Genomic DNA, 13,496 nt, shown 5'->3' with positions numbered 1-13,496 from the left:
TGATCATGGCGTTGCCGGTGGCGGGATCGAAACCGAAGTTGTCCCACACGTCGCTGATCGCCTGCGTCCGCTCATAGGAGCGGCGTTCCGGAAACACGCCGACCGGCGAATCGCTGGTGCGGTCGAAGGTGAGAACCCCCACCACATCGTGGGCGCCGTTCTGGACTTCCCCGGCGCCGAGGAGCGTGGCCTGCAAACCGGTCGCGCAGGCCTGCTCGACGTGATAGCCGGGCAGGCGCCGGCCCATGCAACTGGACACGAGCGGTGCGGTCCAGAATTTCCAGTGCCAGGGGATGGTCGAGCCGATGACGAGAAAGTCCAGCTGGTCCGTGGCCACCTTGCGCTTGCCGAGGATGCGGTTGGCCGCTTCGCCGGCGAACTGGCCGATGTTGACCTCGGCCAGGGGCGAGGTCTGCCAGGCGGGAAAGTAGCTGCTCCCCCACGTGCCATACGGAATCCTGGCTCTCGGAAACATGAAGTCCATGAGTGCTCCCTTGGTGCTGCCGCGGCCCTGTTGCTCCGACGTTCCGGGGTCTACAGGATAGTGCTTTCCGCGTGCATCGGGAAGCCCGAACGGTCGGCCCGGGAGAACGGAGAATCCTGGCCTTGCACGAATGCCGAACTCGACCTATAATGACCTTTATAGTAGGTCATATAGCCCACAATTGAGGTCACAATGCTCGAAGCGATCCTGGGTTCCGCCAGCAGCGAAAAGGTCCTGATGTTTCTGATCTCACGCGATCAGGGATACGCGCGGGAAATCGCGCGGTTCTTTGACACCGACGTCGCCCCGATACAAAGGCAGCTCGAGAAGCTGGAGCGCGGCGGCGTCTTGGTGAGCCGGCTCGCAGGACGAACTCGCCTGTTTTCATTCAATCCTCGCTACCCGATGATCGACGAACTTCGCTCCCTGCTGGAGAAAACGCTGCAGTTCTATCCGGACGACGTACGAGAGAAGCTCACGATGGTCCGCCGTAGACCGAGGCGGCGTGGGAAGCCCCTTTGAAGTCGATTGCGAGAATGTCCGTCGGTGAGCTGGCCGCGTACATTGCCAGCCACCTGCGTGCCCGCGGCATCGACGTGGTGCTATCGGGCGGATCGTGTGTGACCATTTACAGCGAGGGCAAGTACGTCTCGCAGGATCTCGACTTCATCGACACCCGTTTCGCCACCATCAGCGAGATTCGTGCAGCGATGCGCGAAATCGGGTTCGTTCCGGAGAACCGATATTACCAACACGCGGAAACAGATTATCTCGTTGAGTTTCCGACCGGACCTCCCGCGGTGGGCAAGGAACCCGTGGGACATATCGATGAGATGGCGTTTTCGACTGGCCTGCTGCGAATCCTGTCACCAACCGACTGCGTCAAAGATCGCCTCGCCGCCTACTACCACTGGAACGACCTGCAGAGCCTCGAGCAGGCCGTGCTTGTCGCCCAGGCCCGGAAGGTCGATCTCCGCGAGATCGCACGCTGGTCACGCGCCGAGGGCATGAGCGCTGAATATGCCAGAATCAAGAAGCGCCTGGGTTAGACGTGGTAGTGGAGGCGGTGGCTAGCGCGCGAAGCGCGCTGCTCAGAGCCGACTAGTGGCTCGTGTCTTACACGAGCATGGGTTGGTGGAGGCGGCGGCGAGCGAAGCGAAGCTCAGAGCCGACCCATGGCACACTGTTAGTGTGCATGGGTTGGTGGAGGCGGCGGCGAGCGAAGCGAAGCTCAGAGCCGACCCATGGCACACTGTTAGTGTGCATGGGTTGGTGGAGGCGGCGGCGAGCGAAGCGAAGCTCAGAGCCGACCCATGGCACACTGTTAGTGTGCATGGGTTGGTGGAGGCGGCGGGAATCGAACCCGCGTCCGAAGAAGCAGCCGCAACGGTTACTACGTGTGTAGTCCGCGATGTAATCTCATCTCCGTGCCCACCGCGAACACAATGCATCGGAGACCAGCCCGGTAGGTTCTCGCGCTTTGGCCCCGAGCGGTGCCGCCACGCCAGCCCCCAGGATATGACGCCCACTCACCGGCCCTGGAGACCCAGCCGGTGGGGACGGGAGCCTACCCTAGCTTAGCTAGTTAGGCAGCCAGTGCGACGTTATTGTCGACACTTACAGGTTTGTCACGAAGATTAACGAGCTCTGGTGACATTGCTCGACACGCAACCGGTACGCCCATCTCCCCCGTCGAGACCAGTTCGCCCCCATACCCTTCAGGCGCCGTTACCCGCAGAATATAGCAAGAACCCGGCCGGGCGGCAATGCGCCCGGGCGGCGCCACGCCGGTCACCGCACATTCGCATTTTTGTTGGCCGCTTTTGCGGTTCAAAAACGCTGACAAGTATCGATGGGGCCTCCGGCCGCCGGCGGCTTCGTGAGACCACAGTCCTTCTGCACAGGAACGAACGGTGTGACCATGAAACACTATGTAACTCAAGCCGTTATATGGCTGCTGGCGGCATGCGCCGCGGTGGTACCGGAACCCTCCGCCGCCCAGACCTTCAATTTCTGGAGCAAGGGCCTGGGCGACACCGCCTTCGACCAGGTCGGCGGTGTGGCCCTCGACGGGTTCGGCAACGTGTACGCAACTGGCTCCTTCCAGGGCACCGTCAACTTTGGCGGCGGCAATCTCGTCAGCGCGGGAGAACGGGACGTCTTCCTCGTCAAGTACGCGCCCGACGGCACCCACATCTGGAGCAAGCGCTTCGGTGACGCCGACGTCGATATCGTCGATGCAATCGCCGTTGACGGGTCGGGCAACGTGGTCATCGCGGGCGAATTCCGCGGAGCCATCAACTTCGGCGGCGGCAGCGCGGTCAGCGCCGGCCTCTCGGACATGTTCGTGGCGGCGTTCAACGCGAGTGGCACCTTCCGCTGGAATCGGTTCGCCGGGAGCACCGTGCAGGACTACGCCAGAGCGGTGACGATCGATTCCGACGGCAATGTCATCGTGACCGGCGGCTTCCAGAATACCGTCGACTTCGGCGGCGGAGGGCTTGCGAGCGCCGGCCAGGTCGACATGTTCCTTGTCCGCTACGACAACAACGGCACGCACCAGTGGAGCCAGCGTTTCGGTGGCACCGGGTCCGACGTGGGCATCGAACTGGCAACCGACACCAACGGCGATATCGTTCTTGGCGGCATATTCTCAAACACGGTCAATTTCGGCGGCGGCAATCTCACCAGCGCCGGCCAGTTGGATATCGTGCTCGCCAGGTACGACGCAAGCGGGGGTCACCTGTGGAGCAACGCGTGGGGCGGCACCGGAACCGAATCGATGGAAGGCGTATCGGTCGGTCCGTCCGGTGACATCTGCATCACCGGCGCGTTCTCGAACACCGTCGATTTCGGTGGCGGGGCTCTCGTCAGCGCCGGATCTCTCGACATCATTGTGGCGGGCTACACGTCCGCCGGCGCGCACCTCTGGAGCCGGCATTTCGGCAATACAAGTGACGATCGCGGCTTCGCCCTGGATCGCCTCCCTTCGGGCAACATCGTCGTGATCGGGCGGTTCTACGTCTCCGTGGACTTCGGCGGCGGCCTTCGAACCTCGCCTGGCAACGCCGACATCTTCGTCGCTGAGTTAGACCCGGCCGGCACCTACCAGGCCGACACTCAATTCGGCACCGCCGGCGATGAACACGGCTGGCAGATCGCAGCCGATGCCCGTGGTGGCGCCGTCATCATGGGGTACTACGACAGCACCATCGACTTCGGCAGCGGGCCGGTATCGCCGTTTGGCGGCGACGACATCTTCGTCGCCCGTCTTGCCGACGGCCTGGCGAACCCGTCCATTACCGCCATTACCGATGTGGGCAATGACGAGGGACGCGAAGTCCAAATCAGCTTCGATCGCTCGGTGCACGACGATGCCGGATCACCCGCGCAGGTTACAACCTACGAGGTCTATCGCCGCGATGACCCGGCTCCGGCGCTCGTCGCTTCCGCCGGTCCCGGCCCGTTCGCCATGGAGGGATGGACGTTCCTCGCATCGGCTCCCGCGCACGGCGAATCGAGCTACAGCGTCCTCGCGCCGACGATCGGCGACTCGACGATCACCGGCGGCTTGTACCAGTCGGTATTCCTCATCCGCGCTGCCACCAATACGCCCACGATCTTCTTCGACTCCGCCCCCGACAGCGGCTACTCGCTCGACAACCTGGCGCCACCCGCGCCGGGCGCGGTGACCTACAATGGGGGCACCCTGTCCTGGGACGAATCCACGGCACCGGACTTCGACTACTTCTCCATCTACGGCAGCAATGCCGGTGACCCCTCGAGTGCCACACCCCTGGGGCAATCGATTGCGACCGTACTGAACGTGTCGGGATCGTCGTATTCCTACTACTTCGTGACCGCCACCGATTTCGCCGGCAACGAGAGCGTCCCCGGTGCGACCGCGACGGCCACGGGGGTCGGGGACACGCCGGGTAAACACGAATTGTCCATCGCGGCACATCCCAATCCATTCAATCCACGCACCAACATCACATTCACCGTGCCGGTCAGCGGGCGGCTTCGCATTTCCATCTATGACGCCCGCGGCGCGCGCATAGCCACACTAGTCGATCGCGCCACCCACGCCGCTGGCGAGTACAGCGTGTCGTGGGATGGACGAAACAGTGCCGGCAACAGTATTGGCTCGGGCGTTTACTTCGCTCGCATCGAACACGGGACAGCCGCACGCGTACACAAGCTCGTGCTGGTCAAGTAGCTAAAGAAAGGGATGGCAACCATGAAACGCTTGCAGGGAACACTTATTCTGGCGGTCCTGCTGCTCTCAGCAGCTTCGTCGGGCGCGGGTACGCCTTCGCACTTCTGGAGCTACGGCCACGGGGGTACTTCCAGTGACATCGCCGAGGACGTCTTTGTGGACGCGTCCGGCAACGTGTACGTGACCGGCCGCTTTCAGGGAACCGCCAACTTCGGCGGTGGCAATCTGGTGAGTGCCGGCAGCGAGGACGTCTTTGTCGCCAAGTACAACGCGACGGGCGCGCATGTGTGGAGCATGCGCTTTGGAAGCACGTCCAACGATCAGGGGCGCGCTGTGACCGTCGACTATCTCGGCAACGTGATCGTCGCGGGTTTCTTTAACCTGACGGTGACATTCGGCGGTGGCAATCTGGTCAGCAACGGCGGCAGCGATATCTTTCTGGCGAAGTACGACGCCAATGGTGTCCATCTCTGGAGTTATCGCTTCGGCGGAACGGGCGGCGACCAGCCCAACGACCTCGCCACCGATTCGGGTGCGAACGTCGTCATGACCGGGCTGTTCAGCAACACCGCTGACTTTGGCGGCGGCAATCTGGTGAGCGCGGGATCGGGAGATGTCTTTGTGGCGAAGTACACCGCGGCGGGCAATCACAGTTGGAGCCAGCGCTTCGGATCGACCGGCAACGATATCGGCTACGGCCTTGCCGTCGACGCGTTGTCAAGAATCGTCGTGACCGGTCAGTTTGCCGGCACCGTTGACTTTGGTGGTGGTGGGCTGGTGAGCGCGGGGAGCTTCGACGTATTCCTGGCCAGGTACGGGATAACCGGCACGCACATGTGGAGTCAGCGCTTCGGCGGCGCGTCCAACGATTCGCCCGAAGCGGTGGCCATCGGCGCCGACGGCACGATTGCGACCACGGGGACGTTTCGCGATACCGCCAGCTTCGGTGGCGCAACTCTCACCGCCGACGGAGTAAACGATATCTACCTGGCGAGCTATGACGAAAGCGGCGCACACCAGTGGAGCCGCGACTTCGGCAGCGCTGATGGCGAAGACAGCGGCGGTCTGGCGGTGGACGCGCGTGGCAATGTGTACCTCGCCGCCTGGTTCAACGGCACCGTCGACTTTGGCGGCGGCCCCATCGGCGAAGACAGCGCCGCGGATCTCATGCTGGGCAAGTACAGCGCCACCGGTCAGCATCAGTGGAGCGGCGCCTACGACGCGACGGCTCACATATATCCACTCGGCCTGGCCATCGACGCATCGGCAAACCCGATTGTAATCGGGTACTTCTTCGGGTCGGTCTCTTTCGGGGGCGGGCTGATAACATCCACCACCAACGACGCCTTCATCGCCAAATTCGGTCCGCCGGCCGAGCCGCTGATCACGTCGATCACGGACATCGGCAACGACCAGGGCCGGAAGATCAAGATCCGCTTCGATCGCTCCGGACACGACGACGCGTCGTCGTCGACACCGGTGCTCGGCTACGATGTCTATCGTCGAGCCGACACCCCGCCGTCATCATCGGCGGCACTGGATATCGATGTCGCCCGGCAACACAACGCACCCCCGGGCTGGACCTATCTGGCCACCGCCCCGGCACACGGCGAGTCGGGATACGGGATCGACGTCGGTACGCTGGCCGATTCCACCACGACCGATGGCCAGTTCTGGTCCGTCCTCTTCGTGCGCGCGTCGACGGCAGCCCCGACGACGTTCTGGGACTCCGCACCCGACAGCGGCTATTCGCTCGACAACCTCGAGCCGGGCGTTCCCGCTTCGGCGGCAATCAACGCCGGCGTCGTGTCCTGGTCGGCGCCTTCAGACCCCGATCTGGCGCACTTCACGGTGTATGGCGCCAATATCGACAATTTCGGTTCGGCGGTCGTAGTCGACAACACCCCCGCGGAATTTCTGGACGTCAGCGGCGCGCCGTACGCGTATTACTTCATTACGGCGACCGACCAGGCCGGCAACGAGGGCGCGCCGGCCAAGGTGGCCTCGCCCACCGGGGTTGGTGGCACGCCGGAGCGATACATACTCTCCGTCGGCAACTACCCCAACCCGTTCAATCCACAGACGACGATTCGCTACACGATTCCGTCTGCCGGCATCGTGACCGTCGCCGTGTACGACGCGCTGGGCGCGTACGTCACAACGCTCGTCGACCACGAAGCCCGCACGCCCGGCGCTTACACCAGCGAATGGCACGGGCGCAACGCGGAGGGCGCGGCCGTCGCCTCGGGAGTCTACTTCGCGCGCATCAACCACGGCGGTACCACACAATCGCGCAAGATGCTTCTGATCAAGTAGCGAAAGGACCACGATTACAATGACGACGCGGAGTGTGACATCAACACGACTTGGAGTACGGGACCGCACTATGAGATTGGTACTTTTTGCAATCATCGTTGCATCGTTTGCTCTATCGGTGCCGGCCGTTCACGCGGGCACCATGGCCGCCTACTGGAGCAACGCCTGGGGGGAACTTGGCGCCGACGTCGGGAGATCGGTTGCCGTTGACGGCGCTGGCAATGTCATCGTGACCGGCTCATTCGAGGGCACCATCGATTTCGGCGGCGGCCTGGTGAGCGCGGGCGACGAAGACATCTTCCTCGTCAAGTTCAACCCGTATGGCGCACACCTGTGGAGCATGAGCTTCGGGAGCACGGGCGGCGACCAGGGCGTCGACGTGGCGGTGGACAACGCGGGGAGCATCTTTGTCACCGGCTATTTCGAGGACATCGTGGAGTTCGGTGGCGGCGCGCTGGTCAGCAACGGCGGGCGTGACATCTTCGTGGTCAAGTTCTCCTTTGACGGCACGCACATGTGGAGCCGGAGCTACGGCTCGTCGTTTGGCAACGACGAGGGCCACGGCATCGCAGTCGATGGCGCTGGCAACGTGATCGTCGGCGGCGAGTTCGGTAACACGGTGAACTACGGCGGCTTCCACCTCACGAGCAACGGCGATTCGGACATCTTCCTGGCGAAGTACGACACCTTCGGCACCCTCGACTGGGCGCAGTCGTTCGGCGGCCTCGGGTGGGATAGCATGGAAGAGGTAGCGGCGGCGGCCTCGAACAACGACATCTACCTGACCGGCCACTTTCCGAATTCGATTGATCTCGGAGGGGGCGCCCTGGTGAGCGCCGGCAGCGAGGACATCTTCCTGGCCCGGTACAGCCCCGGCGGCGGCCATCAGTGGAGCAAGCGGTTCGGCGACTCGGCCTTCGACTACGGGATCGGGCTTGCCGTCGATGCCGCCGGCAACGTCACCGTGACGGGTTCCTTCATGGGTACCGTGAATTTCGGCGGCGGCAACTTCATGGCCGGCGGGGCCACCACCGGATTCGTCGCCAGCTACACATCTGGTGGCAACCATCGTTGGAGTCGCATGGTTGGCCAGAGCAGCGGATGGGACGTCGCAACGAGCAATACGGACGACGTGTTCGTGGCCGGCCATCTGCTGGGAACGGCCGATTTCGGTGGCGGCGAGCTGACCGCCGTGGCCGATACCGATGTCTTCATCGCCTGGTATGACATGGATGGCAATCACAAATGGAGCAACCGTTACGGCGACTCCGGCAACAATGCCGGCTTTGGCATCGCGGTGGATCTCAACGGCCACCCCACCATAACCGGGGAGACAAACGGTTCGGTCGACTTCGGGGGCGGCAGTCTGGGTGGCGCCGGGGGCTACGACGTGTTCGTCGCCAAGTTCTTTGGCGAGATCGAAATCGGTGCGCTGGACGATTGCGCGAACGACCGCGGCAAGTGCGCACTGATGGTCTTCGTCAAACACTTCCTCGACGGCCCGCCGATTCCCTTCAATCCGCCGGGACCCCCGGTGACCCGCTACTCGATCTGGCGCGCGGTGGGAACACTGCCGATGTATCCGCCCGATCCCATCCACAGTTGCCCGGGTCCGGCAAGCGCCTCACTCGCGGGCACGCGCAACGCCGCATCCGTTCCATGCGACGGATGGGAGAAGGTGGCCGACATCCCCGCAACCGCGCCCGAGGCGCCCTACATGGTGCCGGTGCCAACGACGCGCGACGCCACACCGGGTGATCCGGCCATCCACTACTTTGTGGTCCTGGCCGAGGATGACCAGGGTGGGTGGCACACGTCACCACCCGAGAGCATCTCCACGACGAACGATCTCGGGTCCGCGATTCTCGCAATCGAGGACGTGCCCAACGACAACGGGCGCCTCGTTTCGATCACATTTGCGCGCGACAGCGAGGATGCCGGCGGCGCGGCAACACCGGTGCTGTCGTACGGCATTTATCGTCGCGACGACCCGCCGCCGTCGATATCGAGCCCCTCTACGATCGCAGCCAAAGAGCCCGATCCCGTGCACAGAATCGAGGGCTGGACGTACGTGGCCTCCGCTCCGGCCCACGGCGACCCGGTCTATGCCGTAGAAGCGCCGACGGTGGGTGACTCGACGATCAGCAGTGGCGACTATAGCTCGACGTTCTTCGTGCGCGCGATGACGGCAGCGCCAACGGTCTTCTTCGACTCGCCATGGTATGCGGGGTATTCACTCGACAACCTGGCTCCGCCCATGCCGACGAGCTTCGCGTACAATGCCGGGACACTCTCGTGGGATCCGTCGACGGCGGGCGACTTTGGCTACTTCACCGTCTACGGCAACGCGATCGCTGACTTCACCACCGCCGTTGTCGTCGACTATACAACCGCGGCCACGATGGACGTCAGCCTGTCCCCCTACGCCTGGTACTACGTGACGGCGACAGACTTCTCCGGCAACGAAGGTCCGCACGCGTCAATTGCGACGGCGACTGGCATCGCCGGGACACCGAACGGGTATGTGCTGTCGGTGACAAATCATCCGAATCCATTCAACCCGAGCACGGCGGTGAAGTACACGGTCCCCACCACCGGCGCGGTGAACGTCTCCATCTACGACGCGCGCGGGAGCCGCATCGCCACGCTCGTCGACAATCCCGCACACGCCGCGGGCGCGTACAGCGCGGAGTGGAACGGTCGTAACGACGCCGGCTCAACCGTGTCGTCGGGCGTCTACTTTGCCCGCATCACGCACAGCGCGGGCACGCGATCGAGGAAGCTCGTGCTGCTCAAATAGAACGGCCGCTGGAGACCAGTTCGCCCCCATACCCTCCTGCCTGGCAAGAACCCCCGGGCAACCTGCGCCCGGGGCGCGATCACTCGTTCACCCCGCCGCCCGGGCGGTGGTAGACTGCCGGGACGCCGCCGGGCAAACCGGCGCGAATACCCATGGACTCCGAACGCTGGCAACGAATCGAGACCCTGTTCGACGCCGCCCTCGACCAGGACCCGTCGCGGTGGGACACGTTTCTCGACGACCACTGTCGCGACGACCCCACGCTGCGCGCGGAAGTGGCCTCCCTGCTGGCCTCGCACGTGGTGGCACCGGAGGCCGTCGCCGTGGCGCGGAAGCCACCCCTGTCCGCGGCCCTCATCCGCTGGCGCGGGAAGATTGTCCTTGTGGCGCTGGTGCTGGTGATCGCCGCCCTGGCGTTCGCGCTGCGCTCCGAGATCGCCCGCAAGAACGCGGCCATCCAGCACAGCCTCGCCGCGAACGAAACCGCCGCGGAAGCCCGCGCCGACGCCTACGTCAACGCCATCGCGGCCGCGGAGGCGTTCCTCCTGGTCCACGAGAACGCCGACGCGCGCGTGCGCCTCGAAGCGACCCCGCCGGAGTTGCGCGGCTGGGAGTGGCGTCATCTGTGGCAGCGCCTCGACCGCAGCCTGTACCGCATCGAGGCACACCCGGGCGCCATCCAGAGAATTGCCTTCGCGCACGACGGGTCATTCTTCCTGACCACATCCACCGACAGCACCATCGGCATTTGGGACGCCGCCACCGGCATCCTGCGAAGCCGCATCGGTCCGTTGGACGCGGCCATCAACGGCGTCGCCATCCACCCCGGCAACGCGACCATTGCCGCCGGCCTGGCCAACGGCACCGTGCTCGTGCTGGGCATCGCCAGCGGGACGGAGCAGGCGCGCTTCACCGGCAGGGGGCGGGCGGTGGTGGCGTTCAACAGCAGTGGCGCGAGACTGGCGGCGGGGTTTGCCGATGGCAAGGTCCTCGAGTGGCGAACGGACACGCGCCGGCCCACCGGCACCATCGACGCGGGCGGCAAACTGGAGCGCGTTGCCTACGCGGAGAACGACCGGCTGATGGTGACCCGCGACGACGCCGGGCGCCTGCGGTTGTGGGACACGCGCACCAACCGGCGCGTCACCAATGTGTCGTCCCACGAAAGCAGCGTTTCCGCGATCCTCCGGGAATGGACGTTGGCCACCGACAACCCGCTCACCCGAACCGCGGGCGACGCCCCCGCCACCGCCAGTGCGGTCGATCCGGTGCGCGGCCTGCTCGCGGTGGGGAGCGCCGACGGGGGCGTGCGCGTGTGGCCGCGCGACGCCGACGACGTCCCGGTGTTTCGCGTTGCCGACGACACACAACCACCGCCCGCGGCCAACGACGCCTGCGTGAGCCCCGACGGATCTCTGCTGGCATGCGCTGCGGACCGGCGTGAAATCGGCCTGTGGAACGTCGCGACCGGCGCCCAGATCGCGCGCATGGAGACCGGTCGCGCCGACCTCCCCACGCGCGTTGCATTCAGCCCCGGCGGTTCGCACCTGTTCGCCGCCGACCGCGGCGGCAACGTGCTGGTGTTCGACCCGGTGGCGCGGCGCCGCTTGCTGGCCTTCGCGGCGCATTCAGCGGCGGTGCTGGGCCTCGCCGTCTCCCCGGACGGGAGCGTGCTGGTGACCGCGGGGGCGGATTCAACGCTCAAGTTCTGGGACGCGAAGAACCTCGCGCCGCGCGGCGAGTTTCGCAAACTCCCGGGCGCGGTGAGCAAGGTGGCGTTCGCACCCGACGGCACGCTGGCCGGCGCGTGCACGGACGGCGTCGTTCGCCTGTGGAACGTGGCCACCGGCGACACGCTGCGCGTGTTGCGCGGACACACGGGCGCGGTGACCAGCCTCGCCTACGACGCGGATGGAACGCGCATCGTTTCGGTTGCGAAGGAAGGTGAGGTGCGGATATGGAACGCGGCCACGGGGGCGGTACTCGACGCACGGCAGCTCAATGGGGTGGCATCGGCCTGTTTCGTTCCCGACCAGACGCGCCTCGTTGTGGCCGGCGCTGATGCTGTCGTTCGCGTCATCGACCTCGGGGATGGGCGCGAAGTCGCCCGCCTGCACGGTCACGGCGCGCGAATTCTCTCCCTGGAGGCGTCCGCTGCGTACGGGGGCGTCGTTTCCGCCTCCGCCGACGGCAGCGCGCGCCTGTGGGACGCAAAGTAGCGGTGCGCCGCGCTCAGTACACCAGCAGGCGCGGCTCGGTCATCTCCTCCATGGCGTAGCGGATGCCCTCGCGCCCGACGCCGGAGTTCTTGACACCACCGTAGGGCATGCTGTCCACGCGGAACCCGGGCACATTGTTGATCATGATGCCGCCCACCTCGAGCTTCTCGTGCGCCATCTTCACGTGGCGGAAGTCGTTGGTGAAGACCCCCGCCTGGAGCCCGAACTGGCTGTCGTTGGTGCGCGCGACGGCCTCTTCGAAGCTCGCCACCTTCTCCAGCACCGCGACCGGACCGAACACTTCCTCGCGGTTGACCTTCATGTCCGGCCTGGTTTGCGTGAGCAGCGTGGGTTCGTAGACGTTGTGCTTCTCGTCCCGCACGCCACCACCCGCGAGGACCTTCGCACCGCCGGAAACCGCTTCCGCCACCCAGCTTTCCACGCGACGCAGGTGTCCTTTGTCGATCATCGGCCCAACGATTACCTCCGGGTCACCGGGGTCGCCCACGCGCACCGCCTCGATCTCCTTCAAAAGCCTATTGGTGAAGGCGTCGTACACCGTGTCCACCACGAAGATGCGCTGTGTGGAAATGCACACCTGTCCCGCGTAGAGGTACGCACCCTTCGCGACCAGTCGCGCTGCCGCGTCAACGTCAGCGCTCTCGTCCACCAGCACCGCCGCGTTGCCGCCCAGCTCCAGCACCACGCGCTTGCGCCCGCAGATGCTCTTGAGGTGCCAGCCCACCTTCTCGCTGCCGGTGAACGACAGCATCGCGATGCGCTCGTCCGTCACCAACTGCTCCGCCACCGGGATGTCGCACGCCAGGGCGTTGAACACACCCGCCGGATAATCCGCCGTGTCGATCAGGCCGGCCAGCGCCAGCGTGGAGAGCGGCGCCTGCGGCGCCGGCTTCACGATCACCGTGCAGCCCACCGCCAGCGCCGGCGCCACCTTGTGCAGCACCAGGTTGAGCGGAAAGTTGAATGGCGTGATGCACGCCACCACCCCGATGGGAAAGCGCTTGGTGAAGGCGGTCTTGCCCTCCCCCGCGTCGAAGTCCAGCGGAACCGCCTCGCCGGAAAAACGCAGTGCCTCGGCGGCCGCGGTCCCCAGCGTGGTCAGGCAGCGGTCGATCTCGTTGCGCGCGTAGCCGAGCGGCTTGCCGGCCTCCTTCACGATGAGATCGGCGAACGCCTCCTTATGCGCCTGCAAGTGCGTGCGCACGCGCTCCAACGCCGCCGCGCGCTTGCCCGCCGACCACGCGCCGAACTCGCGCGCAGCTCCCAGCGCCGCCACGATGGCGGCGTCCATCTGCGCCGGCGTCGCCAGCGGGAGGGTGGCCAGTTCCGCGCCGGAGTACTTGTCCGCAACTGCGGTCTTCCCGGCGCCCTCCGCGCTCCAGCGTCCGGCAATGTAGTTCTGCGTCTTCAGGATATCGCGGTAGCTCACGGTGCTCT

At 65.2% G+C, this 13,496-nt stretch carries 8 protein-coding genes and 1 other RNA gene; 6 read left to right on the top strand and 3 right to left on the bottom strand.

The genetic code is table 11. The annotated features are described in order from the left end of the window. The coding region (locus OEX18_08950; GenBank protein MDH4337383.1) for a hypothetical protein at positions 1-484 on the bottom strand (484 nt) is incomplete at its 3' end. A gap of 192 nt (positions 485-676) precedes the next feature. Here OEX18_08950 and OEX18_08945 point away from each other — a divergent pair. Next, positions 677-1,006 (top strand): winged helix-turn-helix domain-containing protein, encoded by a 330-nt coding sequence (locus OEX18_08945; protein MDH4337382.1) that lies wholly within the window; start codon positions 677-679, stop codon positions 1,004-1,006. After that, the gene (locus tag OEX18_08940; protein ID MDH4337381.1) at positions 1,003-1,533 is read left to right on the top strand and encodes a hypothetical protein; all 531 of its coding nucleotides are present in this window, start codon (positions 1,003-1,005) and stop codon (positions 1,531-1,533) included. The genes OEX18_08945 and OEX18_08940 overlap by 4 nt, the downstream gene beginning before the upstream one ends. 290 nt (positions 1,534-1,823) lie before the next feature. On the opposite strand, the gene ssrA is transcribed toward OEX18_08940, so the two are convergent. Beyond that, positions 1,824-2,195: a transfer-messenger RNA gene (gene ssrA, locus OEX18_08935) on the bottom strand. 210 nt (positions 2,196-2,405) lie between these two features. On the opposite strand from ssrA, the gene OEX18_08930 reads away from it, so the two are divergent. From OEX18_08930 to OEX18_08915, 4 genes are all read left to right on the top strand, one after another. After that, on the top strand, positions 2,406-4,703 hold the full coding sequence (locus OEX18_08930) for a T9SS type A sorting domain-containing protein (protein MDH4337380.1): 2,298 nt from the start codon (positions 2,406-2,408) through the stop codon (positions 4,701-4,703). A 21-nt stretch (positions 4,704-4,724) separates the two neighbouring features. Continuing rightward, complete coding sequence (locus tag OEX18_08925) at positions 4,725-7,019, top strand: T9SS type A sorting domain-containing protein (GenBank protein ID MDH4337379.1); 2,295 nt, start codon at positions 4,725-4,727, stop codon at positions 7,017-7,019. 70 nt (positions 7,020-7,089) lie between these two features. Continuing rightward, the gene (locus tag OEX18_08920; GenBank protein MDH4337378.1) at positions 7,090-9,819 is read left to right on the top strand and encodes a T9SS type A sorting domain-containing protein; all 2,730 of its coding nucleotides are present in this window, start codon (positions 7,090-7,092) and stop codon (positions 9,817-9,819) included. A gap of 152 nt (positions 9,820-9,971) precedes the next feature. Continuing rightward, positions 9,972-12,038, top strand: a complete 2,067-nt coding sequence (locus OEX18_08915) for a WD40 repeat domain-containing protein (protein ID MDH4337377.1) — start codon at positions 9,972-9,974, stop codon at positions 12,036-12,038. 13 nt (positions 12,039-12,051) lie between these two features. Here the strand turns inward: OEX18_08915 and OEX18_08910 are convergent, their stop codons facing one another. Beyond that, on the bottom strand, positions 12,052-13,488 hold the full coding sequence (locus tag OEX18_08910; GenBank protein ID MDH4337376.1) for an aldehyde dehydrogenase family protein: 1,437 nt from the start codon (positions 13,486-13,488) through the stop codon (positions 12,052-12,054). Between the last annotated feature and the right edge of the window lie 8 nt (positions 13,489-13,496).

The organism is Candidatus Krumholzibacteriia bacterium (assembly GCA_029865265.1).
Lineage (GTDB): Bacteria > Krumholzibacteriota > Krumholzibacteriia > WVZY01 > JAKEHA01 > JAKEHA01.
This window is presented reverse-complemented; position numbering and strand designations above follow the sequence as displayed.

Coding starts and splice junctions, on each gene's coding strand:
- OEX18_08915 (MDH4337377.1), top strand. CDS start 9,972: ATGGACTCCGAACGCTGGCAACGAATCGAGACCCTGTTCGACGCCGCC.
- OEX18_08945 (MDH4337382.1), top strand. CDS start 677: ATGCTCGAAGCGATCCTGGGTTCCGCCAGCAGCGAAAAGGTCCTGATG.
- OEX18_08920 (MDH4337378.1), top strand. CDS start 7,090: ATGAGATTGGTACTTTTTGCAATCATCGTTGCATCGTTTGCTCTATCG.
- OEX18_08925 (MDH4337379.1), top strand. CDS start 4,725: ATGAAACGCTTGCAGGGAACACTTATTCTGGCGGTCCTGCTGCTCTCA.
- OEX18_08930 (MDH4337380.1), top strand. CDS start 2,406: ATGAAACACTATGTAACTCAAGCCGTTATATGGCTGCTGGCGGCATGC.